This window comes from Micrococcus sp. ACRRV (assembly GCF_022346985.1).
Lineage (GTDB): Bacteria > Actinomycetota > Actinomycetes > Actinomycetales > Micrococcaceae > Micrococcus > Micrococcus porci.
In genome coordinates, this window is record NZ_JAKRNH010000032.1 from 1 (window position 1) to 22,433 (window position 22,433).

Sequence of the window (22,433 nt, forward strand, 5' to 3'; positions counted from 1 at the left end):
CCTTCGAGGGCCGGGCCTTCCACCGCCCGGCCGAGGACGTCGAAGACCAGGGCGCCGCCTTCGACGTCGGCACGCTCGTCTCCCGCCGCAACGCGCTCGGCATCTTCGGCGCGGGAGCGGGTCGGGAGCCAGGGGGCCATGGAGTTCCTCTCGTGGGGCGCCCGCCGGGTGGCGGGCCGCGTCGAGAGGCCAGCATGGCAACGGCTGCAGGACGTTTCCGTGAGATCGGCGGAATAATTCCAGGACGTTTTCTGGGAAGTTACTGACACCGGCGGGACGCCCGCAACCGCCCCGACGCCTTGGCCGGCGCCTCAACCTACCCGTCGGTCCACTTCCATTGCTCAGCCATATGCGATATAAAGGCGACCCACCATCTCACGGTCGAGTCAGCGGCTCCGGCGCCGGTCGGCCCCCGGCTCGCCGAAGGAGAGTGGCAGGATGACGACGCAGCAGTCCGACCCGTCCCGAGAGTCGGCGGCGGCCACGAGCGCCGTGGAGTCCGAGGACCGCGCCCTCTACCCGGTGGAGCCGCCTCCGGCACCCCGGACCCTCGTCGACATTCTGAAGGCGACCGCGGCGGCCCACCCCGACGCCGTCGCCTTGGAGGGCCATGGCCCCGGCGGGTCGGAGGCGCTGAACTACACGCAGCTGCTGGCGCGGGCGGAGCAGGTCGCCGCACGGCTGCGTGAGGCGGGGATCGGGCCCGGTGACCGGGTCGGTCTCCGCGTGCCCTCGGGCACGACGGACCTGTACGTGGCCCTCGTGGCGATCCTGCTGTCGGGCGCGGCGTACGTGCCCGTCGACTGGGACGACCCCGCCTCCCGCGCCGAGACGGTGTTCGGCGAGGCCGCCGTCGCGTGCGTCATGGGCGAGGGCATGGCGATCACCCCCGTGGACGGCGTCGCCCCGCTGCGCCGGACGGGCGCACCGGGTCTCGAGGACGACGCCTGGATCATCTTCACCTCCGGCACCACGGGGCTGCCGAAGGGGGTGGCCATCACCCATCGCAACGCGGCCGCGCTCGTCGACGCCGAGGCGCGGATGTACCTCCAGGACGACCCGCTCGGCCCGGGCGACCGTGTGATGGCCGGCCTCGCCGTCAGCTTCGACGCCTCGTGCGAGGAGATGTGGCTGGCCTGGCGGCACGGCGCGGCCCTGATCGCGGCTCCGCGCGAGGTCGTCCGGTCGGGTCCGGACCTCGGCGCGTGGATCGCACAGAAGCGGCTCACCGCCATCTCCACCGTCCCGACGCTCGCGGCCCTCTGGCCGGACGACTCGCTGGTCGGCATCCGCCTGCTCATCTTCGGCGGCGAGGCGTGCCCACCCGAGCTCGTGGCGCGCCTGGCGACGCAGGACCGCGAACTCTGGAACACCTACGGCCCCACCGAAGCCACCGTGATCGCCTCCGGCGCGATCCTGCGCCCGGGCCAGGAGGTCCGGATCGGCCTGCCCGTGCCGGGCTGGAAGCTGGCCGTCGTGGACCCGAGGGGCAGGCCGGTGCGCTGGGGCGAGGCGGGCGAACTCGTGATCGGCGGGGTCGGACTGGGCCGCTACCTGGACCCGGAGAAGGACGCCGAGAAGTATGCCCCGCTGGCGGCCCTGGGGTGGGACCGGTGCTACCGGACCGGGGACATGGTGGTCGCGGAACCCGAGGGCCTGGTGTTCGCCGGCCGCATCGACGACCAGGTGAAGATCAGCGGCAAGCGCATCGAGCTCGGGGAGGTGGACGCCCACCTGACCGCCATGCCCGGAGTCCGGGCCGGGGCCGCCGCGGTGCAGCTCACGGATTCCGGGACCGCGGTGCTCGTGGGCTACCTGATGCCGGAGAAGGGCGTCGAGCTGGACCTGCCCCGCATCCGCGAGCTCATGGGCGAGCGACTGCCTGGCGGCGCGGTCCCCACCCTCGCCGTCGTGGACGAGCTCCGATGAAGTCCTCCGGGAAGGTCGACCGCACAGCGCTGCCGTGGCCGCTGCCGTTCGACGCCGGCGAGGCCCCACCGCTGCCCGAGGACCTGCGCTGGCTCGCAGAGCGGTGGACCGCCGTGCTCGGCCCGGCGCCCTTGACGCCCGAGTCCGACTTCTTCGCCCTCGGCGGCAGCTCCGTGGCCGTGGCCCACCTCGTCACCGCACTGCGCGAGCACCACCCGCAGCTCGAGTTCCCGCAGGTGTACGCCAACCCCACCCTGGCCGGGATGGCGGACCTCCTCGCCGGCATGGCGGACTCCGGGCCCCGTGTCGAACGGCGGCAGCCGGCCGCGATGCCGCGCTTCACCGGCCCCGCGCAGATCGCCTGGGTGACGGCCCTGACCGGGGTCGCCGGTCTGCGCTACGTGGCCGGAGCGACCGTGGCGATCTGGGCGCTGGGCCAGTTCTTCGGGGCCGGCTGGGTGGTCACGCCCCCGGTGCTGCCGACGCTGATCGCCTGGGCCGTGCTGTTCTCCGTCCCCGGGCGGCTCTACGGCACCGCGCTCGTCGTGCGAGTGCTGAACGCCGGGCTGCGGCCGGGCCGCTACCGCCGCGGTGGCCTCACCCACCTGCGGGTGTGGGCCGCGGACCGGGCGATCGCCACGGCGAGGCTGGAATACCTGCTCGGGGGGCCCGCAGCCTCGCACGTCCACCGCATGTTCGGCACTCGGGTCGGTCGCGGCGCCCACCTGGATCACATGCCCTCGGCCACCGGCCTGGTGCGGATCGGCCACGGCGTCAGCGTGGGCGCCGAGGCGGACCTGCACGGCCACTGGGTCGAGGCCGGCACGTTCGTCCTGGGTGAGATCGTGGTCGGCGACCACGCCCGCATCGGTGCACGCAGCATCGTGCTGCCCGGCGTGCGGGTGGGCTCCTGGGCGGAGATCCAGGCCGGTTCTCGGGTGGCGTCCTCGGTCCCGGCCCACGAGTACTGGGGCGGCTCCCCACTGCGCCGGCTGGGGGAGGCCGGCGTCACGTGGCCCTCGGAGGACCCGCGGGCGGCCCGGGGCGTCCGCGCATGGCCGGTGGCCCTGGCCGCGGCGGGCCAGATGTTCACGCTGGCCGTCCTCGCCCTGCTGCCCATGGTCGCCCTGCTGCCCTGGGTGGTGCTGGTGCTGAGCCCGCTGCGCGGGGCGACCGACTTCCGGGACGTCCTCCCCGTGATGGCGCTGTGGGTCCCGGTGGTGGTGGTCCTGGCCGTGCCCACCTGGTTCCTTCTGGTCTCGGCCTTCGTCCGGCTGCTCGCCCCCCCCTCGTCAAGCCGGGCTTCTATCCCGCGCACTCGCTCCAGGCGTGGGCGGCGTGGAGCATCCAGAACGTCATGCGCCGCACCCTGGTCGGCACCTATCCCGTCTACGCCTCCTCGGCCACCCCCTGGCTCATGCGGCTGATGGGCGCGCGGATCGGCCGGAACGTGGAGATCTCCACGGTGGAGACGATCCCCCACCTGACGGTCGTGGAGGACGGGGCCTTCCTGGCCGACCACTCCATGGCCGCCGTGCCCCGCGTCGGACGCGGATGGGTCCACATCGGCTCCACGGTGATCGGTCGCGGCTCCTTCGTCGGCAACTCGGCGATCGTCGGGCCGGACCGCGATCTGCCGGACGACGCCCTGGTGGCGGTCCTGGGCGTCTCTCCCCACCGGCCCCCACCGGGCACGTCCTGGCTGGGCCGCAGCCCCACGGCCATCCCCCGTGTGAAGGTGGCGGCCGACGCCGCGGCCACCTTCGCACCGCCCCGGCGTCTCAAGGCCGCCCGCTGGGCGGTGGAGCTGTGCCGGTTCGTGCCCGCCTTCATCGTGGGCTGGCTGGACATCGCCGTGGTCTACTTCCTCGCCACCGTGTACATGGGAGCCTCGGGCCAGGGCTCGGACCCGCTGCGCGGCGTCGTCGTCGCCACCGTGGCGTCCCTGCCGGCGGCGGTGGCCGCCGCGCTCATCGCCTCGGCGATGCCGGTGCTGTTCAAGTGGGCGCTGGTGGGCGAGTTCGTGCCCCAGGACCGTCCCCTGTTCTCCTCGTTCGTCTGGCGCAACGAGCTGATGGACGCCTTCGTCGAGGTGTTGGCGGTCCCCTCGCTGATCCGCATCGGCCTGGGCTCCCCCGTGCTGACCATGTGGGCGCGGTGGATGGGCGTGGAGATCGGCCGGAACGCGTGGGTGGAGTCCTGGTGGCTGCCGGAGACGGACCTGGTCTCGATCGCGGACAACGCGACGGTGAACCGCGGGACCGTGCTGCAGACCCACCTGTTCCACGACCGGGTGATGACGATGCAGCCGGTCCGGCTGGACGAGGGTGCGACCCTCGGGCCCAACTCCTTCATGCTCCCGGGCTCCAGCCTGGGCCCGTGTGCCACCGTGCGCCCGGGCTCGCTCGTGCTGCGGGAGGACGCGGTCCCCGGGCACTCGGACTGGTCCGGCAACCCGATCCGGGCGGTGCAGGACGCCCCCGCGGCCACGGCCACCGGTGACACCGCGACCCGCGCTCGTGCCCGCGCCGATCACCTGGACGCGGACGAGCGCCCGCAGACCGGGCCGATCCCGGTCGTCGCCACGAGCACCCCTGCACGAGAGGAGCCGACGTCGTGACCCCGAAGCATCGTCAGGACCCGTTGGCCGAGCCGCCCGAGGGTGACTTCACCGAGGCACGGCCCGCCCCCGGACGGCGTCCGTCGCGCACCCCGTGGACGGACGTCTCCCGCCGACGCGCGGACGCGGCCCCGGATACGGCGGCGCCCCCGCCGCCACCGCCCCCACCCGGCAAGGTCGGCCATCGGGGTGCCCCGCCGGTCAGCTGGCGGACCCAGGCGCTGCGCTCGGCCCGGCGCCTGCACGGCCTGGACCTGGCCCGGTTCCTCGCCCTCGCCGGGATGATGGCCGTGCACGTGTGGGCGGACGCCATCGACGACCGCGGCCTCGGCGGATTCATCGGCACGGTGGTGGCCGGCAACGCGGCCGCGGTCTTCGCGTTCCTGGCCGGCATCACCCTGATCTTCCTCTCCGGGGGGAGCCGGGGCGCCCGGGGACGGGACCTGCAGCGGGCGCGCGCCGCGATCGCCGTCCGCGCCGTCATGCTGCTCGTGATCGGCCTCGGGCTGAACCTGATCGACTTCCCGGCGTATGACATCCTCCCCTACTACGCGATGCTGTTCCTGCTGGCGATCCCGCTGCTGGGGCTCGGGCCCGCGGCGCTGGCGCTGTGCGCGGCGGCCGCCCTGCTGATCGGGCCGGTGCTGCGCATGGTCCTGGTCTCCACCGGCACACCGGTGCCGGGCTTCGACCCCACCCTCATCTCCCTCTTCACCCGGCCCGGCCCGACCCTCATCCAGCTCTTCGTGACCGGCACCTACCCGGCGATCACCTGGATGGCGTATGTGTGCGCCGGCATGGCGGCGGCTCGCCTCAACATCTTCGACCGCCAACGCCAGGCCTTCGTGGCGGTCGGCGGGCTCGCCGCCACCGGGGTGGCCGCGGGCCTGAGCTGGGCCGCCCTGCACGTCTGGGACGGCCGCGAGCGCATCGCCGAGGTGACCGGCATCCGGCCCGACCTCGTGGAGCTGCGGGCCTCCCGCGGCCTCAGCGCGGAGATGCTCTCGACCACCCCGTGGTGGCTGGCCGCCCGGGGACCCCACCTGGACACGCCGCTGTCCACCCTGCACGCCGTGGGCGTGGCCGCGGCGGTGGTCGGCTTCGTCCTGATGCTCACGTCGGGCCTGATGCGCCCCGACGGCTCCCTGCCCGCCTGGACGGAGCCCCTGCGCGCGGCCGGGTCGATGTCCCTGACGGTGTACGTCTCGCACCTGCTGCTCCTGACCGTGCCCGGGTGGGAGGAGCGGCGGGGGTGGTTCTTCGTGGGTCAGCTGGTGCTGCTGGTGTCCTTCGCGACCCTGTGGCGGCGGGTGTCCGCCCAGGGTCCGCTGGAGACCGTCGTCTCCCGCGTCCCCAAGGCGGTGGCCCGGGCCCTCGTCCCCGGTCGGCCCGCCGGGGCGGGGCCGGACTACGAGCCGCTCGAGGCCGCCGACCCCCGCTGAGCCGCGCCGGGCCGCCTCAGACCTCCGGGGCCTCCCCGAGGTGGCTCGGCGCCCACATCGCCAGGCGGGTCTGCACCACGACGACGTTCGGCCCGTCCGCCTGGAACGCGCGCTCGAGCGCGCCGCGCACGTCCTCCACTCCCACCGTCTCGGCGGGCACGCCGAAGGAGGCGGCGAGGGCCTGGAAGTCCGGCCGGTCGAGCTCGGTGGCCGTGGCCTGGCCGAACGCGCCCTCCATGTACTCGCGCAGGATGCCGTACCCGCCGTCGTCGATGATCAGCCACGTCACCGCCGCGCTGTGCTGCCTGGCGGCCGCGAGCTCGGCGAGGGAGTACATCGCCGAGCCGTCGCCGGCGACGGCGAGCACGCGCCCGTCGATCCCGGTGCGTCCCTGGTGGGCCAGGCCCACCGCGCCGCCGAACGCGGCCGGGAATGCATAGCCCAGGCCGCCCGCGCCCTGCGCGGAGTGGAACTGTCCAGACTTCGCGTCCCAGCAGTTCCACGCCCAGTAGGCGGCGATCGTCATGTCCCAGTACGTCTGCATGGTCGACGGGACGGCGGCGCGGATGTCCGCCAGGAGCCGGCGCTCGCGGTCCAGGTCCTGAGCGTCGAGGCGGGCGGTGATGCGCGCGTTGACCCCCGCCACCGTCTGCGCAGCGGTGCGGCCGTGCCAGACGGCAGGGCGGCGGTCGGCGCCGCGCAGGGCGGCGGCGAGGGCCTCGAGCGCCTGGCCGGCGTCGGCCCGGACGCCGAGGGTGGGGTGGTTGGTCTCGAGGACGCGCGGCTCGGCGTCGACCTGGATGAGCCGGCCGCGGGGCTCGAGGGTGAAGTAGTTCGAGGTGACCTCGCCGAGCGAGGAGCCGACGACGAGGAGCACCTCCGCGTCCTCGAGCAGGTCCGTGACGTGCCGGTCCTCCACCCAGCCGCCGAGGCTGAGCGGGTGCTCCCACGGGAAGGCGGTGTTGCCACCGGGGGAGCAGACCACGGGGGCCTGGAGCTGCTCCGCGACCTCCCGCAGGCTCTCCATCGCGGCCCGGCCGGAGCGGCGCACGCCGCCGCCGGCCACGATCGCCACCCGCTCCGCCCCGCGCAGCCAGCGCACGGACTCGGCCACGAGCTCGGCGCGCGGCGCGTGGTCGTAGGGCACGGCCAGGGCGTCCTCGACCAGGGGCACCATGACCTCGCCGAGCAGCACGTCCTGCGGGATCTCCACCCACACCGGCCCCTGCGGGACGGTGACGGCCTCGGCCCACGCGTCCTGGATGGCGGAGGGGATGCCGGAGGCGTGGTGGACCGTGAACTGGGCCTTGGTGACGCCGCGGCCCGAGAGCGTCTCTGACCGGGAATTCCGGGGCCTGCGGTCCTCCAATGCCCGCACGATGGTCAGGCCAGGCGATGCGGCGGCGGGCGAACCTTGCTCTGACTCCTCCCGGCCCCTAGTGTCGCCATACAGCCCGAGACCGGGACTCCCCCTCGGGTTCGCCCCGTCTCTCGCCCCGTCGGGGGCGTCATTGGAGACAGAAAGGCAACAGTTTCATGACCACCAAGAACCGCGCCGTGGCATTCCACGGCATCAAGGACGTGCGCGTCGACGAGCTGGACTTCCCCAAGCTGGAGATGCCCGACGGCTCCGCCGCCCCGCACGGCGTCATCCTCAAGATCGTCGCCACCAACATCTGCGGCAGCGACCTGCACATCTACCGCGGCTCCTTCCCCGTGCCCGAGGGCATGGTGCTGGGTCACGAGATGACCGGCCAGGTGCTGGAGGTCGGCAGCGACGTCCAGTTCCTGAAGGAGGGCGACCTCGTCTCCGTGCCGTTCAACGTGGCCTGCGGCCGCTGCCGCAACTGCCGCGCCGGCCACACCGAGATCTGTGAGACCGCCAACCCGGAGCAGGCGTGCGCCGCCTACGGCTTCAATCTGGGCAACTTCCAGGGCGGACAGGCCGAGTACCTGTTCGTGCCGTACGCCGACTTCCAGCTGCTGCGCTTCCCGGACCAGGAGCAGGCGATGGAGAAGATCCTGGATCTGGCCGTGCTCTCGGACATCCTCCCCACGGCGTTCCACGGTCTCATGGCGGCCGGCGCCAAGCCCGGCTCCACCGTCTACATCGCCGGCGCCGGCCCCGTGGGCCGGTGCGCCGCGGCCGCCGCTCGACTGCTGGGCGCCTCGTGCATCATCGTGGGCGACCAGGACGCCTCGCGTCTGGAGCTGGTGCGCAAGCACGGCTGCGAGACCATCGACCTCTCCGTCACGGAGAACCTGCAGGACGCCGTGAACGACATCCTCGGCGAGCCGATGGTGGACTGCGCGGTGGACTACGTCGGCTCCGAGGCCCACGGCCTGGGCTCCGAGTCCGATGAGATGCAGCCGATCGCCGCCGTGAACCAGGTCCTGGACATCACCCGTCCGGGCGGCGCCACGGGCATCATCGGCATCTACGGGCCGGACCCGATCGCGGAGACGAAGGCTGAGCAGGAGGGCACCTTCCCGGTGGACTTCGGCAAGGCCTGGATCAAGTCGCCCCACATCATCGGCGGACAGGCGCCCATCATGCGCTACAACCGCCAGCTGATGATGTCGATCCTGTGGGACCGGATGCCGTACCTGACGGAGATGGTCAACCCGCGCGTGATCAGCCTGGACGAGGCACCCCAGGCCTACGCGGAGTTCGACCAGGGCTCTGTGGACAAGTTCATCATCGACCCCCACGGCATGATCGCCCGCTGAGCGGTCCGCCCCCGGCGGCACGACGGCGCCCCTCACCTGCCCGCGCAGGCGAGGGGCGTCGTCGTCCGCGGATCATGCCGCGTGCAGCAGCGTGGCGGCGATCCCGAGAGCCGCCAAGCCCACCACCAGCGCGACCATGCAGGCCACCGACGCCAGGGCCGGCCGGGCCTGCCCCCGTGCGATCCCATCCGCCTGCGCCACGTAACGCCGGCGCTGCGTGGCCAGCACCGCCGCCCCGCCGACGGCCGCCACCACCGCAGGCCCGAACGCCCACGCGCCGACGGCCGGCCACCACCTCAGGAACGTGAGGCTGAGGACGCTCAGCGCCAGGACCGTGCGGCCCCAGCTCATCACGGTGCGCTCGGGCTGCAGTCCCGGGTCGTGATGCAGACGCATCGCCTCAGCCCCGCGGCAGGACGACGGCGAGCATCAGCACCACGACGGCCAGCACGACACCCCCCGCGAGGACCGGGACGATCAGTGGCAGCGGCAGCGGACGGCCGCGGCGCATCGCGCGCTCCACCCGGAGCCATCGCGCACCCGCGCCCAGGGCGAGCAGCGCCGCCAGGACGAGCAGCACCGTGCTCAGCGCCACCCGAACCGGTGGCGCGAAGAGGGCTCCGGTGAACGCCTCCACCGCGACCCCGCCGGCCAGCAGCGCCAGAGCCGTCCGGACCCAGGCCAGGAACGTACGCTCGTTGGCGAGCGTGAACCGGGGGTCCGGCTCGTCCCCACCCGCCAGGAGGCGGTGCTGCCAGGCCGGCCGGCCGCCGTCGTACGCGGCGGCCTCGGGGCCGTCGGGGGTCTCCGCTGCGTCCATGCGGCCATGGTAGCGGCGGCGTAGACTGGCCGGTCGAGCGCGCCCAGCCGCCGCGGCCCGCGACGGCGGCGCCCCATCCGCATCCCGCCCGTCCGATGGAGCCCCATGAGTCCCGCCCATGCCGCCACCCCCGCGGCACTCCCCGAACCCACCCGTGAACAGGTCCGACGCTGGCGCCGCTACCTCGCCGACGAGATCGCCGAGGGCCAGATCTACCGCGACATCGCCGCCCGCAAGGACGGCGTCGAGCGGGACATCCTCATCGGCCTGGCCGAGGCGGAGAAGCGGCACGAGGAGCACTGGCGCGCGCTGCTCGGCGAGCACGCCGCGCACCCCCCGCGCCCCTCCGTGCACCGCATCCTGCTGCGCGCCCTGGCCCGCGTGTTCGGCTCCGTGTTCGTCCTCGCCCTGGCCCAGCGCGCCGAGTCGGACACCCCCTACGCCAAGGACCAGGACGCGACCGAGCACATGGCCGCGGACGAGCAGATCCACGAGGAGGTCGTCCGCGGGCTCGCCTCCCGGGGGCGCGAGCAGCTGGCCGGCTCCTTCCGCGCCGCCGTGTTCGGCATGAACGACGGCCTCGTGTCCAACCTCGCCCTGGTCATGGGCATCGGCGCGACGGGCGTGGCCTCCTCCGTCGTCCTGTTCACGGGTGTGGCGGGCCTGCTGGCCGGCGCCCTGTCCATGGCGGCCGGCGAGTACGTGTCCGTGCGGTCCCAGCGCGAGCTGCTCGAGGCGTCCTCGCCGACCCAGATCACCCTCGAGGCCGCCGAGCACCTCGACCTGGACCGGAACGAGCTGGAGCTGGTGTACCTGGCGCGCGGCATGACCCCGGAGGACGCCAAGCACCGCGCGCTCGAGCGCCTCGGCTACCTCTCCTGCGACTGCAACCCGCAGTTCTCCGCCCGCCCGGACGGCTCGAAGGGCCCCGTGGACCACTCGGAGTCCTTCGCTGAGATCGGCTCGGCGTGGGGCGCGTCCCTCTCCAGCTTCTGCTTCTTCGCCTCGGGCGCGCTGATCCCGATCCTCCCGTACCTGTTCGGCATGACCGGCCTGGGGGCGCTCGTCGTCGCCGCGGTCCTGGTGGGCATCGCCCTGCTGTTCACCGGCGGCGTCGTGGGCCTGCTCTCCGGCTCCTCCCCGCTGTGGCGCGGCCTGCGCCAGCTGATGATCGGCTACGGCGCCGCCGCCGTGACCTATCTGCTCGGCCTGCTGGTCGGCGGCAGCATCGGCTGACGGATCCCCCGCCCCGGCACACGACGACGCCCCCTCCCTTCCACGTGGAAGGCGAGGGGGCGTCGTCGTCAGGCGCTCAGCCCGGGATCAGCGGGGCTCAGAGGCCCTTCATGATCTCGCGCATGAGGTCGGCGGTCTCGGAGGGGGTCTTGCCCACCTTCACGCCGGCGGCCTCGAGGGCCTCCTTCTTGGCCTGGGCGGTGCCGGCGGAGCCGGACACGATGGCACCCGCGTGGCCCATGGTCTTGCCCTCGGGGGCGGTGAAGCCGGCCACGTAGCCGACGACCGGCTTGGTGACGTTGGCCTTGATGAACTCGGCCGCGCGCTCCTCGGCGTCGCCGCCGATCTCGCCGATCATCACGATGGCCTTGGTCTCCGGGTCGGCCTCGAACGCCTCGAGGGCGTCGATGTGGGTGGTGCCGATGACCGGGTCGCCGCCGATGCCGATGGCGGTGGAGAAGCCGAAGTCCTTCAGCTCGTACATCATCTGGTAGGTCAGCGTGCCGGACTTGGACACCAGGCCGATGGGGCCGGAGCCGGTGATGGTCGCCGGGGTGATGCCGGCCAGGGCCTCGCCGGGGGTGATGATGCCGGGGCAGTTCGGGCCGATGATGCGGGTCTTCGGCTTGCCGTCCTCGCCGGTCTTCGACTGGGACAGGGCGAAGAACTCCGCGGAGTCCTGCACCGGGATGCCCTCGGTGATGACCACGAGCAGCGGGATCTCGGCCTCGATGGCCTCGATCGCGGCGTCCTTGGCGAAGGCCGGCGGCACGAAGGCCACGGACACGTCCGCGCCGGTCTTCTCCATGGCCTCGGCCACGGAGCCGAACACGGGCAGCTCGACGGCGTTGCCGTCCTTGTCCTCGTGGGACACGGTGGTGCCGGCCTTGCGGGCGTTCACGCCGCCCACGATGTTCGTGCCGGCCTTGAGCATCAGGCGGGTGTGCTTGGTGCCCTCGCCGCCGGTGATGCCCTGGACGATGACCTTGGAGTCCTTGTTCAGGTAGATCGACATGTCTTTACCTCAGTCCTTCCGGGACGGTTCAGTTCGCGGCGTGGGCGAGCTCGGCGGCCTTGTCGGCGCCCTCGTCCATGGTGGCGGCCAGGGTGACCAGCGGGTGGTCGGCCTCCTGCAGGATGCGGCGGCCCTCCTCCACGGCGTTGCCGTCCAGGCGCACGACCAGCGGCTTGGTGGCGGAGTCGCCCAGGATCTCGAGGGCCTTGACGATGCCGTTCGCGACGGCGTCGCACGCGGTGATGCCGCCGAAGACGTTCACGAACACGGACTTGACCTGCTCGTCGCCCAGGATGACGTCGAGGCCGGCGGCCATGACCTCGGCGTTCGCGCCGCCGCCGATGTCGAGGAAGTTCGCGGGCTTGACGCCGCCGTGGTTCTCGCCGGCGTAGGCGACGACGTCCAGGGTGGACATGACGAGGCCGGCGCCGTTGCCGATGATGCCGACCTGGCCGTCGAGCTTGACGTAGTTGAGGTCGTTGGCCTTGGCCTTGGCCTCCAGCGGGTCCTCGGTGGTCTTGTCCACGAGGCCGGCGTGGTCGGCCTGGCGGAACTCGGCGTTGTCGTCCAGGGAGACCTTGCCGTCGAGGGCGAGGATCGTGCCGTCGCCGGTCTTCACGAGCGGGTTCACCTCGACGAGCGTGGCGTCCTCGTTCTTGAAGACCTCCCAGAGCTTCTGGATGACCTCGGCGACGTCGGCGCGCAGCTCCTCGGGGAAGCCGGCCTCGGCGACGATCGTGTCCGCGGTGGCCTGGTCGAGGCCGGTCAGGGCGGAGACGGGCACCTTGGCGAGGGCCTCGGGGCGCTCCTCGGCGAGCTGCTCGATCTCCATGCCGCCCTCGACGGAGCACATGGCGAGGTAGGTGCGGTTGGCGCGGTCCAGCAGCACGGAGAAGTAGTACTCCTCGGCGATGTCGGCGCCCTGGGCGATCATGACCTTGTTGACGGTGTGGCCCTTGATGTCCATGCCGAGGATGGCCTTGGCGTGCTCGTAGGCCTCGTCGGCCGTCTTGGCGACCTTCACGCCGCCGGCCTTGCCGCGGCCGCCGACCTTCACCTGCGCCTTGACGACGGTCACGCCGCCGATCTTCTCCGCTGCGGCCTTGGCCTCTTCGGGGGTCTCGGCGACGATGCCCTGCAGCACGGGGACCCCGTGCTTCTCGAACAGATCGCGCGCCTGGTACTCATACAGGTCCACGGTGGGTGTCCTTCTCAGTCGAAGACTTGGGTACTGCCGACGCGCGTCCTGTGTGACCACGCCGGCCTCGGCGCCGCCGCCCCCCGGGAGCGTGCGTGCGCAGGGCACGGCGCAGCGGCGGACGACGGCGTTCCAGCGCCCACTCTAGTGCACCCGACCGACCGTTCGGAGGCCTGCCTCCCCCGTCCCGGCGCGGAATTCCGGGGGCGCCTCAGCCCTCCACGCGGGTCAGCGGGGCGTAGCGCAGCAGCAGGCGCTTCTGCGCCCCGGCGGCGTCGAAGGTCACCGTGGCCACGGTCTTGTCCCCCGTCCCGACGACGGCGTCCACGCGCCCGGCCCCGAACGTCGCGTGCTCCACGCGGTCCCCCGCGGAGAGCGCCACGACCTCCTTCTGGGGCTGCACCCGGGACGGCGCGCGGCCGCGCACCACCGAGGACGGCACGGTGAGGTCGGCGGCCTCCTCGCCGCGGGTGAGCCGCTGCTGGCGGTTCGAGGCGAGCCCGCCCCCGACGCCGCCCGCGGCCCGGTCGCCCCAGGCCCCGGTCATGGAGCCGCGCCGGGCCGAGCCCGACCCGCCCCCGGAGAAGCGGTTCGCGTAGCGGGAGGTGCCCGCGCCGGCGAGGCTGGTCAGGCCCCCGAAGGAGCGGTCCGTGCCGGCGCGCTCCCACTCGATCAGCTCCTCGGGGATCTCCCCGAGGAACTGGCTCGGCGGGTTGAACTGGTGCTGGCCCCACAGGGAGCGGGCCTCGGCGCGGGAGAGGTGGAGGCGGCGTCGGGCGCGGGTGATGCCCACGTAGGCCAGGCGGCGCTCCTCCGCCATCTCCTTCTCGTCCGTGAGGGAGCGCGAGTGCGGGAACACGCCGTGCTCCATGCCCGTGAGGAACACCACGGGGAACTCCAGACCCTTGGCGGTGTGGAGGGTCATGAGCGTGACCTGGCCCTGCTGCTCGGCCAGCTCCTCCCCCTCGACGTCCGGGGCGGCAGGCAGCTGGTCCGCGTCCGCCACGAGCGCCACCTGCTCGAGGAAGTCGGTGAGGGTGCCCCCGGGGGTGCCCTTCTCGAACGCGCGGACCACGGCCACGAGCTCGCCGAGGTTGTCCGCGCGGGACTCGTCCTGCAGGTCCTCGGACTCCCGCAGGGCGGCTAGCATGCCGGACTGCTCGAGGACGGCCTCCAGCACGGTGGCGGGCCCGGCGGACTCGGCCACCTGGGCGAGGTCGTCCATCAGCTGCACGAAGCCCTGGACGGCCTTCAGCGAGCGGGTGGCCATGCCCGGCGCGTTCTCCGCGCCGCGGAGCGCCGTGAAGAACGGCACCCGGTTGCGCTCGGCCCACGCCGCGACGGCGCCCTCGGCCCGGTCCCCGATGCCCCGCTTGGGCTCGTTGAGGATGCGGCGGACGTTGACGTCGTCGTCGGGGTTGACGACCACCCGCAGGTAGGCGAGCGCGTCCTTGATCTCCTTGCGGTCGTAGAACCGGGTGCCGCCGATGACGCGGTACGGGATGCCGCGGGTGACCAGGCGCTCCTCGAGCGCACGGGACTGCGCGTTGGTCCGGTAGAACACGGCGACGTCGGCGGGCCGGATCCCCTCCTCGTCCTGCAGGCGATCGATGGTGGAGGCGATCCACTCGGCCTCCGCGGACTCGTTCTCCGCGGCGTAGCCGATGATCCGCGGGCCCTCGCCCTCGGCGGTCCACAGGTCCTTCTTGCGGCGGTCCGGGTTGTGCGCGATCACCGCGTTGGCGGCGTCCAGGATGGTCTGCGTGGAGCGGTAGTTCTGCTCCAGCTTGATGGTGGCGGCGTCCGTGAAGTCCTGCTCGAACTCCACGATGTTGCGGATGTCTGCCCCACGGAACGCGTAGATGGACTGGTCCGAGTCGCCGACGACGGTCAGCTCGCCGCCCGGGGTGTCCACGCCCTCCGGCTCGCCGGCCGGGCCGGAGAGCAGCCGGATGAGGCGGTACTGGGCGTGGTTGGTGTCCTGGTACTCGTCCACGAGCACGTGGCGGAACCGGCGGCGGTAGCCGTCCAGCACCCGCGGGAACGCCTCGAACATGTGGACGGTCATGCCGATCAGGTCGTCGAAGTCCAGAGCGTTGGCCTGGCGCAGGCGCGCCGTGTACTCCGTGTAGACGGCGGCCACGGCCCGACCCCACGGGTCCCCCTCGGCCACCCGCGAGGCGTGGTCCTCCGGGTCCACGAGCTCGTTCTTCAGGGCGCTGATCCGGCTCAGCAGCGCCTTGGGGGCGAACCGCTTGGGGTCCAGGTCCTGCACCTTGGCGATCTGCGTGACGAGGCGCAGGGAGTCCGCGGAGTCGTAGATGGTGAACGTGGACTTCAGCCCGATGTTCGCCGCCTCGTTGCGCAGGATCCGCACGCAGGAGGAGTGGAACGTGCTGATCCACATGCGCCGGGCGGTGTCCCCGATCAGCCCGGCGATGCGCTCACGCATCTCCGCGGCCGCCTTGTTGGTGAACGTGATGGCCAGGACCTCGTGCGGGCGCGCGCGACCGGTGGCCAGCAGCCACGCGATCCGGTGCGTCAGCACGCGGGTCTTGCCCGAGCCCGCGCCCGCCACGATCAGCAGGGGGCTGCCCGTGTGCTGCACCGCCGCCGCCTGCTGCGGGTTCAGGCCCTCGACGAGCCCCTCCGGGGTGAGCGGCCCCGCGGAGGGGGCGCCGGCGTCGCGCCCCGCGCCCCACGCGCCGGCCTCGGGGTCCGCCGCCCGGGTCACCGCCGTGGGCACCAGCCCGGGCAGGGCCGTCTCCGGATCCGCGGGGCGGGTCCGGGGGGCGAAGAGGGGGTCGCGTCCGAGGGAGGAGAAGAGGTCAGCCATGGCGCGCTCCAGTCTAGGTGCGGCCGCGGACCCGGTACGGGGGCGCCCGCGGCGCCTGGGAGAATGGGCGCCAGCCCGTCACCAGCCAGGAGTGAGCGACCCCGTGTCCAAGAAGCAGAAGAAGTCCCGCCCCGCCCGCACCGGCTCGAGCGCCGCGCCCACCGCCGAGCCCCGTCGCGCCGGCCTGCACGACGTCTCCCCGCGCGCGGACCTCGCCGACGCCGCCCAGCAGGAGGGAAGCCCGGCGATGCTCATCACCGCGCTGATCGGCACCACGCTGTTCATCGGGGCCTACTTCCACCTGCTGGTCCTCCAGCAGATGACCCAGCTCACCGGCGGGCTGGCCATGCCGGACTCGATGCTCTTCTACGGCCAGGACCACGTCGCCGCCCTGTCCGCCGTGATGGACGACGCCGCCCGCGGCCAGCTCAACTGGGTGCACAAGACCGCCGGCGTGATCTTCGCCGTGGCGGTGGCCCTCACCGTGGCCGCCGTGGGCGCCTGGCGGCTGAAGCCCGTGGCCGCGAAGTGGGGGGCGCTCGCCCTCGGCGTCCTGTTCGCGGTGGTGGACATCTGGGAGGGACTCGCGATCGAGGCGGCCATCGCCGCCGGCGGCCCCGGCACGAGCCTGGCCGCCACGCTCACCGCGATCCGCTGGGTGCTGCTCGCGGTGATCACGGTGGCCGTGGTCGTGATGCTGTGGGCCGGGCGGCGTCGTCGCCCGCGCACCTGAGGCGCCCACCCCACCAGACCGCGCATCCCGCCAGACCGGCCGACCGGCTAGACTGGCCGACCGGACCGGACGCCGGTCCCCCGCCTCAGTAGCTCAGTTGGATAGAGCGACCCTCTCCTAAAGGGTAGGCCGTCGGTTCGATTCCGGCCTGGGGCACCAGATCCTCGCCCGCACGGCTCACGCGCCCTCCGCGAACTGCGTCGTGTACAGCTCCGCGTAGCGCCCGCCGGCCGCCAGCAGCGCGGCATGCGGCCCCCGCTCCACGATCCGCCCGCCCTCGACCACGAGGATCTCGTCCGCGTCCCTCACGGTGGACAGCCGGTGCGCGATCACGACGGCCGTCCGCCCGGCCAGCGCTTCCCGCAGGGCCTCCTGGATGGCGCGCTCGTTGGTGGAGTCCAGGGCCGCCGTCGCCTCGTCCAGGACCACGACGCGCGGTGCCGCCAGCAGCAGGCGCGCGATGGTCATGCGCTGGCGCTCGCCACCGGAGAGGCGGTAGCCGCGCTCGCCGACCACGGTGTCCAGCCCGTCCGGCAGGGACTCGACCACACCGCGCAGGCGGGCGCGGTCCACGGCGTCCCAGACCTCGGCGTCGGTGGCGGCCGGGCGGGCGAGCAGCAGGTTCCCGCGCACGGTGTCGTGGAACAGGTGCCCGTCCTGGGTCACCATGCCCACGGCGCGGTGCAGGTCCGCGAACGCCATGTCCCGCACGTCCACGCCGCCCAGCCGCACGGCGCCGGAGGTGACGTCGTACAGCCGGGTCACCAGCGAGGCGATGGTGGATTTGCCCGCGCCGGAGGAGCCGACCAGCGCGACGGTCCGGCCCGCGGGCACGTCCACGTCGACGCCGTGGAGCACCTCCTCCCCGCCGCGGGTGTCCAGCACCGCCACCTCCTCGAGCGAGGCGAGGGACACCTCCTGCGCGGACGGGTACGCGAAGTGCACGTCATCGAGGGTCACGGCCAGGGGCCCGTCCGGCACGGGGACGGGGTGCGCCGGCTCCGTGATCAGCGGCTCCAGGTCGAGCACCTCGAAGACCCGCTCGAAGCTCACCAGGGCGCTCATGATCTCGATGCGCGCGTTGGCCAGGGAGGTCAGCGGCGCGTAGAGGCGGGTGAGGAGCAGGGCCATCGTGACGACGTCGCCGGCGTCCAGCGTGCCCGCGATGGCCTGCAGCCCCCCGACGCCGTAGACCGCCGCGAGGGCGAGCGCGGAGACCAGGGTGAGCAGGGTGGTGAACACGGCCTGGCGTACGGAGATGTCCACGCCGGTGGCGCGCACCCGGTCCGCGCGGCGGGCGAACTCGGCCGACTCCGCGCCGGGCTCGCCGAAGAGCTTGATCAGGGTGGCGCCGGGCGCGGAGAACCGCTCCGTCATCTGGTCGCCCATGGCGGCGTTGTGCCCGGCGCGCTCCCGAGAGAGCGCGGCGAGCCGGCCGCCCACCATCCGGGCCGGGACCAGGAACAGGGGCAGCAGCACCAGGGAGAGCAGGGTGATCTGCCAGCTGGTGGCGAGCATGACCGCCAGCGTCAGCGCCAGCGAGACGGCGTTGGCCACCACCCCGGAGAGGGTGCGGGAGATGGCGGACTGGGCGCCGATCACGTCGTTGTTCAGGCGCGAGACCAGCGCACCCGTGCGGGTGCGCTGGAAGAAGGCCACGGGCATGCGCTGCACGTGGTCGAACACCCGGGTGCGCAGGTCGTAGATGACCCGCTCCCCCAACCCGGAGGAGAGCCACTTGGTGAACACGCTCAGCGCCGCGTCCGCGAGCGCGACCGCCGCGATCAGCAGGGCCAGGCGCACCACGAGGGCCCGGTCGGTGCCGCCCGTGATGGCGTTCACGACGTCGCCCGCGAGCACCGGGGACGCCACGCCGAGCACGGCGCTCACCACGGAGGCGGCGACGAACACGATGAGGCGGGCACGGTACTGCGCGGCGAACGCGACGGTGCGCCGCACGGTGCCGGGGGCCAGCGGCTGCGGCGCCGTGCCCCCGCGCTGCAGGCGCATCATCGAGACGCGTGCCACGGACTCCATGCTCATGGGGGGTCTCCTGCTCCTCCGGGCCGAAGCCCCCAGTCTACGAGCGGCGCTCAGGCGGCGAGCTGCAGCCAGCCCTCCCACGCGGGGGCGGGCCGCTCCAGCTCCCGCAGCCGCCATTGGACCCCGCAGGGCCGCGTCGGGACCACGCGCAGCCGCCAGCCGAGGGCGTCGAGGGAGCGGTCCGCCTTGGCGGAGTTGCAGCGCAGGCAGCAGGCCACGAGGTTCTCCCAGGTGTTCTGCCCGCCGCGCGAGCGGGGGTGGACGTGGTCCACGGTGGTGGCGTGGGCGCCGCAGTAGGCGCAGCGGTGGCCGTCCCGGCGGAGCACGCCCTTGCGGGAGACGGCGGCGGCGTCGGCGTGAGGCACGCGCACGTACTGGTGGAGGAGGATCACCAGCGGCCGGCCCCACGCGCGGGTGGGGCTGTGCATGGGCGCGTCGCCGTCCTCGAGCACGCTGGCCTTCCCCGTGGCGACGAGCAGCAGCGCCCGGCGGTCGGAGACCACCGAGACGGGTTCGTAGCCGGCGTTGAGGACGAGTGTGCGCATGACGGACCTCGGGGGATGGCGGGCGGGGCTGCACGGGCTTCTGACCCTCAGGGTAGGTCCGCCCCCGCGGGTCCGCGGCGTGTCCGTCGACGGCGGCCCGGAGTCTTCACCGGCCCGTCATCCGCGCGTCAGCCGGTGGACGCACGACGGTGGAGTCAGAGGCGCTGCACCCACACGTGCGCGGCGGTGCCGGCCGACAGCTCGAGGGCCTCGGCGGAGCCCTCCCCCTGCACGCGCACGTAGCCGGCCTCCAGCGCCGGCTGCGCCTCGAGCACGCCGCCCGGGAGCACACCCGCGTCCTGCAGCTCGGCCAGCAGCTCCGGGTCCGCCTGCACACCCTCGGAGAGGCTGCCCACGCGGAACCGCCCCGGCGTCGCCGCCGCCGTGGCCAGCGGCTCCCCCGCCAGGCCGAGGTCCCGGCTCCACTCGCCGGCGGACTGCGCCTCGGGCCGCGGGGGGATCGGGGTGCCGTACGGGGTGGCCGTCGGGTTCTCCAGCACCTCCAGCAGGCGCTGCTCCACGCGGTCGCTCATCACGTGCTCCCAGCGGCAGGCCTCATCGTGCACGTAGGCCCAGTCCAGTCCGATCACGTCGGACAGCAGCCGCTCGGCCAGGCGATGCTTGCGCAGCACGGCCACGGCGCGCTCACGCCCCTCGTCGGTGAGCAGCAGGCGGCGGTCCGATCCCACGTGCACCAGGCCGTCGCGCTCCATGCGCGCCACGGTCTGCGAGACGGTGGGGCCGGAGTGCTCCAGGCGCTCGACGATGCGGGCGCGGAGGGGGACGGTGCCCTCCTCCTCGAGCTCGAGGATGGTCCGGAGATACATCTCCGTGGTGTCGATCAGGTCCGTCATCGCGCCGTCCTCTTTCCCGCTGACTGGTCCCGGCCATCCTAGTCGGGAGCCGCGTCACGTTCGCGGGCGGCGATCGGGGCGGCGGGAGAATGGGCAGGGCCACCGACGCCCCGCCACAGGAGGACCCCATGACCGACCCCACCGCGATCACCATCCCCCCGGAGATGCTCCCCCAGGACGGCCGTTTCGGCGCCGGCCCCTCCAAGGTGCGCCCCGAGCAGCTGCAGGCGCTGCAGGAGGCCGCCGGCCTGCTGGGCACCTCCCACCGCCAGAAGCCGGTGAAGGACCTGGTGGCCTCCGTCCGGGCCGGCGTCGCCGAGCTGTTCTCCGTCCCGGAGGGCTACGAGGTGGTCCTCGGCGTCGGCGGGTCCACGGCCTTCTGGGACGCCGCCGCGTTCTCCCTGGTCCGCTCGAAGGCCCAGCACCTGAGCTTCGGCGAGTTCGGCTCCAAGTTCGCCCGCGCCACGGACAACGCCCCGTTCCTCGAGGCCTCCGACATCCGCTCCTCCGAGCCGGGCACCCGCCCGCAGCCGGAGGCCGTGCCCGGCGTCGACGTGTACGCGTGGCCGCACAACGAGACCTCCACCGGCGTGTCCGCCCCCGTGGTCCGCCCCGAGGGGATCGACGACGACGCCCTCGTGGTGATCGACGCGACCTCCGCCGCCGGCGGCCTGGACGTGGACGTCTCCCAGGCGGACGTCTACTACTTCGCCCCGCAGAAGAACTTCGCCTCCGACGGCGGCCTGTGGCTCGCGCTCTTCTCCCCGCGCGCCCTGGCCCGGGTCGCGGAGATCAAGGAGTCCGGCCGCTGGATCCCGGAGTTCCTGGACCTGTCCATCGCGGTGGACAACTCCCTGAAGGACCAGACCTACAACACGCCCGCGCTGGCCACCCTCGTGATGCTCGACGCGCAGCTGCGCTGGATGAACGCGAACGGCGGGCTGGGGTTCACCACCGGTCGCACCGCGGACTCCGCCTCGCGCGTGTACGCGTGGGCCGAGGCGTCGGAGCACGCCACCCCCTACGTGGCGGACCCGGCCGAGCGCTCGAACGTGATCTGCACCGTGGACTTCGACGACGCCGTGGACGCCGCGGCCGTCGCCCAGGCCCTGCGCGCCAACGGCGTGGTCGACGTGGAGCCCTACCGCAAGCTCGGCCGCAACCAGCTGCGCATCGCGACGTTCGCCGCGATCGACCCGGAGGACGTCACCGCCCTGCTGGCCTGCATCGACCACGTGGTCGCCCGGCTCGGCTGATCCCTCCCCGGGCGCCACGACGCCCCGCCTCCCGGCCGTGCGGGCCGAAGGGCGGGGCGTCGTCGTGCCCGGCGTCGTGCGGGCTCAGCCGGCGTCGGGGACGCGGCCCTCGGCCACGGCGGCGAGCCGCTCGCGCTCCTCGGCGCTGACGCGGTCCGCGTAGGGCACCCACGCGGGTGCGACGACGGCGCCCTCCCCTGCCTCCAGGCCGGTCTCGCAGACCGTGACCTTCTTGGCGCGGGGGGCGCGGGCGATCGTGGAGTACCAGACCCAGCCCGTGTAGCCGGGCACCTCCGCCGCGAAGCGGTGGGTCATCAGGCGGTCGTCGTCCACCGTGACGCCCAGGTGCGGACCGACCTGGCCCTCCTCCGCCAGCTCCGTCAGGGCGGCGCGGGCCTCGTCGACGGCGGCCGCCAGCAGCTCGTCGCGCTTGGGGGCCCGGCGGCGCGGGGCGCGCGCCGAGGCCGCGGGGGCGGCGTCGGCGGCCGGTCCGGCGGGCGCGACGGCAGGGGCCTGCTCGGGGGTGTGGGTCTGCCCGGAGGTGTCGGTCTGCCCCGGGGTGTCGCTGTGCTCGGTCATCGTGCTCACGCCTCGAGGTCGTCGGCCACGCGCCGCAGCACGGCGGCGATCTTCTGCGCCTGGGCGGGCTGGGGGTAGCGGCCGCGGCGCAGGCCGTTGGAGGTCTGGTCGAGGACCTTGATGAGGTCCTCCATCAGCACCGCCATCTTCTCCGGGGAGGGCCGGTGGTTGCGCACCACGGAGGGGGCGTCGTCGAGGACCTCCACAGAGAGCGCCTGCTTGCCGCGGCGTCCCTCCGCCACGCCGAGCTCCACGCGGGTCCCGGAGCGCAGGTCGGAGACCCCGGCGGGGAGCGCGGCGGCGGGGACGTGCACCTCCTCGCCGTCGTCGGTCTGGGCGAAGCCGAACCCCTTGGCGGAGTCGTAGAACTTGATGCGGCCCGTGGGCATCGCTGGGCACCTGCCTTACTGAGTCGGGGCGTCCTGCGGCGGGGCGGCGCGACGCGGGGCGCCGGGGGTCTCCGACCGGTGCGGCCGCAGCGGGCCGCGGCATCGGCGGGACCGTCCGGGCGCGGCCTCGCAGGCCGCGGACGTGGGTCTGATCGTCCAGGATACCCGGACTACAGTGGATCCGTGCCCTCCCCCCGGACCTCCCCGC

At 73.5% G+C, this 22,433-nt stretch carries 19 protein-coding genes and 1 tRNA gene; 9 read left to right on the forward strand and 11 right to left on the reverse strand.

From position 1 onward, the window contains the following. Window positions 1-438: 438 nt before the first annotated feature. From MHY29_RS05145 to MHY29_RS05160, 4 genes are read left to right on the forward strand one after another with little or no spacing between them, the layout of a single operon-like run. Complete coding sequence (locus MHY29_RS05145; protein ID WP_239238585.1) at window positions 439-1,929, forward strand: amino acid adenylation domain-containing protein; 1,491 nt, start codon at window positions 439-441, stop codon at window positions 1,927-1,929. Beyond that, on the forward strand, window positions 1,926-3,356 hold the full coding sequence (locus tag MHY29_RS05150) for a phosphopantetheine-binding protein (protein ID WP_239238588.1): 1,431 nt from the start codon (window positions 1,926-1,928) through the stop codon (window positions 3,354-3,356). The genes MHY29_RS05145 and MHY29_RS05150 overlap by 4 nt, the downstream gene beginning before the upstream one ends. Beyond that, window positions 3,287-4,549, forward strand: coding sequence for a hypothetical protein (locus tag MHY29_RS05155; protein WP_239238591.1), 1,263 nt, complete (start codon window positions 3,287-3,289; stop codon window positions 4,547-4,549). Before MHY29_RS05150 ends, MHY29_RS05155 begins: the two co-directional genes overlap by 70 nt. Next, on the forward strand, window positions 4,546-5,991 hold the full coding sequence (locus MHY29_RS05160; protein WP_239238594.1) for a heparan-alpha-glucosaminide N-acetyltransferase domain-containing protein: 1,446 nt from the start codon (window positions 4,546-4,548) through the stop codon (window positions 5,989-5,991). Before MHY29_RS05155 ends, MHY29_RS05160 begins: the two co-directional genes overlap by 4 nt. Window positions 5,992-6,007: 16 nt before the next feature. Here the strand turns inward: MHY29_RS05160 and MHY29_RS05165 are convergent, their stop codons facing one another. After that, on the reverse strand, window positions 6,008-7,369 hold the full coding sequence (locus MHY29_RS05165) for a thiamine pyrophosphate-binding protein (RefSeq protein WP_370643454.1): 1,362 nt from the start codon (window positions 7,367-7,369) through the stop codon (window positions 6,008-6,010). Window positions 7,370-7,527: 158 nt separating this feature from the next. Here MHY29_RS05165 and MHY29_RS05170 point away from each other — a divergent pair, with 158 nt between their 5' ends. Continuing rightward, window positions 7,528-8,721: an alcohol dehydrogenase catalytic domain-containing protein gene (locus MHY29_RS05170; RefSeq protein WP_224355570.1), complete on the forward strand. Its 1,194-nt coding sequence runs from the start codon at window positions 7,528-7,530 to the stop codon at window positions 8,719-8,721. Between the two features lie 72 nt (window positions 8,722-8,793). Here the strand turns inward: MHY29_RS05170 and MHY29_RS05175 are convergent, their stop codons facing one another. Both MHY29_RS05175 and MHY29_RS05180 read right to left on the reverse strand, forming a co-directional pair. Then, window positions 8,794-9,117, reverse strand: a complete 324-nt coding sequence (locus MHY29_RS05175) for a DUF202 domain-containing protein (RefSeq protein ID WP_239238597.1) — start codon at window positions 9,115-9,117, stop codon at window positions 8,794-8,796. A 4-nt stretch (window positions 9,118-9,121) separates the two neighbouring features. Further along, window positions 9,122-9,541, reverse strand: a complete 420-nt coding sequence (locus MHY29_RS05180) for a YidH family protein (protein ID WP_224355571.1) — start codon at window positions 9,539-9,541, stop codon at window positions 9,122-9,124. A 105-nt stretch (window positions 9,542-9,646) separates the two neighbouring features. Between MHY29_RS05180 and MHY29_RS05185 the strand changes: the two genes are divergently transcribed. Then, window positions 9,647-10,777 carry a VIT1/CCC1 transporter family protein gene (locus tag MHY29_RS05185; protein ID WP_239238600.1) on the forward strand — a complete coding sequence of 377 codons (1,131 nt, stop codon included), beginning with the start codon at window positions 9,647-9,649 and terminating at the stop codon, window positions 10,775-10,777. A 97-nt stretch (window positions 10,778-10,874) separates the two neighbouring features. On the opposite strand, the gene sucD is transcribed toward MHY29_RS05185, so the two are convergent. From sucD to pcrA, 3 genes are all read right to left on the reverse strand, one after another. Next, the gene (gene sucD, locus MHY29_RS05190) at window positions 10,875-11,792 is read right to left on the reverse strand and encodes a succinate--CoA ligase subunit alpha (protein ID WP_239238603.1); all 918 of its coding nucleotides are present in this window, start codon (window positions 11,790-11,792) and stop codon (window positions 10,875-10,877) included. Between the two features lie 28 nt (window positions 11,793-11,820). Further along, window positions 11,821-12,990: an ADP-forming succinate--CoA ligase subunit beta gene (gene sucC, locus MHY29_RS05195; RefSeq protein WP_239238606.1), complete on the reverse strand. Its 1,170-nt coding sequence runs from the start codon at window positions 12,988-12,990 to the stop codon at window positions 11,821-11,823. Between the two features lie 211 nt (window positions 12,991-13,201). Then, on the reverse strand, window positions 13,202-15,826 hold the full coding sequence (gene pcrA / locus MHY29_RS05200; RefSeq protein ID WP_239238624.1) for a DNA helicase PcrA: 2,625 nt from the start codon (window positions 15,824-15,826) through the stop codon (window positions 13,202-13,204). Between the two features lie 103 nt (window positions 15,827-15,929). Between pcrA and MHY29_RS05205 the strand changes: the two genes are divergently transcribed. After that, on the forward strand, window positions 15,930-16,559 hold the full coding sequence (locus tag MHY29_RS05205) for a hypothetical protein (protein WP_239238627.1): 630 nt from the start codon (window positions 15,930-15,932) through the stop codon (window positions 16,557-16,559). Between the two features lie 82 nt (window positions 16,560-16,641). Further along, a tRNA-Arg gene (locus MHY29_RS05210) sits at window positions 16,642-16,718 on the forward strand. 18 nt (window positions 16,719-16,736) lie between these two features. On the opposite strand, the gene MHY29_RS05215 is transcribed toward MHY29_RS05210, so the two are convergent. The 3 genes from MHY29_RS05215 to MHY29_RS05225 all read right to left on the reverse strand — a co-directional run bounded on the left by MHY29_RS05215 (window position 16,737) and on the right by MHY29_RS05225 (window position 20,001). Beyond that, window positions 16,737-18,602 (reverse strand): ABC transporter ATP-binding protein, encoded by a 1,866-nt coding sequence (locus MHY29_RS05215; RefSeq protein ID WP_224355577.1) that lies wholly within the window; start codon window positions 18,600-18,602, stop codon window positions 16,737-16,739. 50 nt (window positions 18,603-18,652) lie between these two features. Continuing rightward, complete coding sequence (locus MHY29_RS05220; RefSeq protein ID WP_239238630.1) at window positions 18,653-19,147, reverse strand: HNH endonuclease; 495 nt, start codon at window positions 19,145-19,147, stop codon at window positions 18,653-18,655. Between the two features lie 155 nt (window positions 19,148-19,302). After that, window positions 19,303-20,001: a metal-dependent transcriptional regulator gene (locus tag MHY29_RS05225; RefSeq protein WP_224355579.1), complete on the reverse strand. Its 699-nt coding sequence runs from the start codon at window positions 19,999-20,001 to the stop codon at window positions 19,303-19,305. Between the two features lie 128 nt (window positions 20,002-20,129). Here MHY29_RS05225 and serC point away from each other — a divergent pair, with 128 nt between their 5' ends. Beyond that, the gene (serC, locus tag MHY29_RS05230) at window positions 20,130-21,257 is read left to right on the forward strand and encodes a phosphoserine transaminase (protein WP_239238633.1); all 1,128 of its coding nucleotides are present in this window, start codon (window positions 20,130-20,132) and stop codon (window positions 21,255-21,257) included. Window positions 21,258-21,341: 84 nt separating this feature from the next. Here serC and MHY29_RS05235 read toward each other — a convergent pair whose 3' ends face one another. Next, complete coding sequence (locus MHY29_RS05235; RefSeq protein WP_224355581.1) at window positions 21,342-21,836, reverse strand: DUF3027 domain-containing protein; 495 nt, start codon at window positions 21,834-21,836, stop codon at window positions 21,342-21,344. Between the two features lie 5 nt (window positions 21,837-21,841). Then, window positions 21,842-22,225, reverse strand: coding sequence for a cold-shock protein (locus MHY29_RS05240; protein ID WP_239238636.1), 384 nt, complete (start codon window positions 22,223-22,225; stop codon window positions 21,842-21,844). Window positions 22,226-22,433 lie beyond the last annotated feature (208 nt).

Bases quoted from the DNA above. Each gene is read 5' to 3' on its own strand.
- MHY29_RS05185 (WP_239238600.1), top strand. From the start codon at position 9,647: ATGAGTCCCGCCCATGCCGCCACCCCCGCGGCACTCCCCGAACCCACC.
- MHY29_RS05155 (WP_239238591.1), top strand. From the start codon at position 3,287: ATGCGCCGCACCCTGGTCGGCACCTATCCCGTCTACGCCTCCTCGGCC.
- sucD (WP_239238603.1), bottom strand. From the start codon at position 11,792: ATGTCGATCTACCTGAACAAGGACTCCAAGGTCATCGTCCAGGGCATC.
- MHY29_RS05240 (WP_239238636.1), bottom strand. From the start codon at position 22,225: ATGCCCACGGGCCGCATCAAGTTCTACGACTCCGCCAAGGGGTTCGGC.
- MHY29_RS05150 (WP_239238588.1), top strand. From the start codon at position 1,926: ATGAAGTCCTCCGGGAAGGTCGACCGCACAGCGCTGCCGTGGCCGCTG.
- MHY29_RS05175 (WP_239238597.1), bottom strand. From the start codon at position 9,117: ATGCGTCTGCATCACGACCCGGGACTGCAGCCCGAGCGCACCGTGATG.
- MHY29_RS05220 (WP_239238630.1), bottom strand. From the start codon at position 19,147: ATGCGCACACTCGTCCTCAACGCCGGCTACGAACCCGTCTCGGTGGTC.
- serC (WP_239238633.1), top strand. From the start codon at position 20,130: ATGACCGACCCCACCGCGATCACCATCCCCCCGGAGATGCTCCCCCAG.
- MHY29_RS05215 (WP_224355577.1), bottom strand. From the start codon at position 18,602: ATGAGCATGGAGTCCGTGGCACGCGTCTCGATGATGCGCCTGCAGCGC.
- MHY29_RS05225 (WP_224355579.1), bottom strand. From the start codon at position 20,001: ATGACGGACCTGATCGACACCACGGAGATGTATCTCCGGACCATCCTC.
- MHY29_RS05170 (WP_224355570.1), top strand. From the start codon at position 7,528: ATGACCACCAAGAACCGCGCCGTGGCATTCCACGGCATCAAGGACGTG.
- MHY29_RS05235 (WP_224355581.1), bottom strand. From the start codon at position 21,836: ATGACCGAGCACAGCGACACCCCGGGGCAGACCGACACCTCCGGGCAG.
- pcrA (WP_239238624.1), bottom strand. From the start codon at position 15,826: ATGGCTGACCTCTTCTCCTCCCTCGGACGCGACCCCCTCTTCGCCCCC.
- MHY29_RS05180 (WP_224355571.1), bottom strand. From the start codon at position 9,541: ATGGACGCAGCGGAGACCCCCGACGGCCCCGAGGCCGCCGCGTACGAC.
- MHY29_RS05145 (WP_239238585.1), top strand. From the start codon at position 439: ATGACGACGCAGCAGTCCGACCCGTCCCGAGAGTCGGCGGCGGCCACG.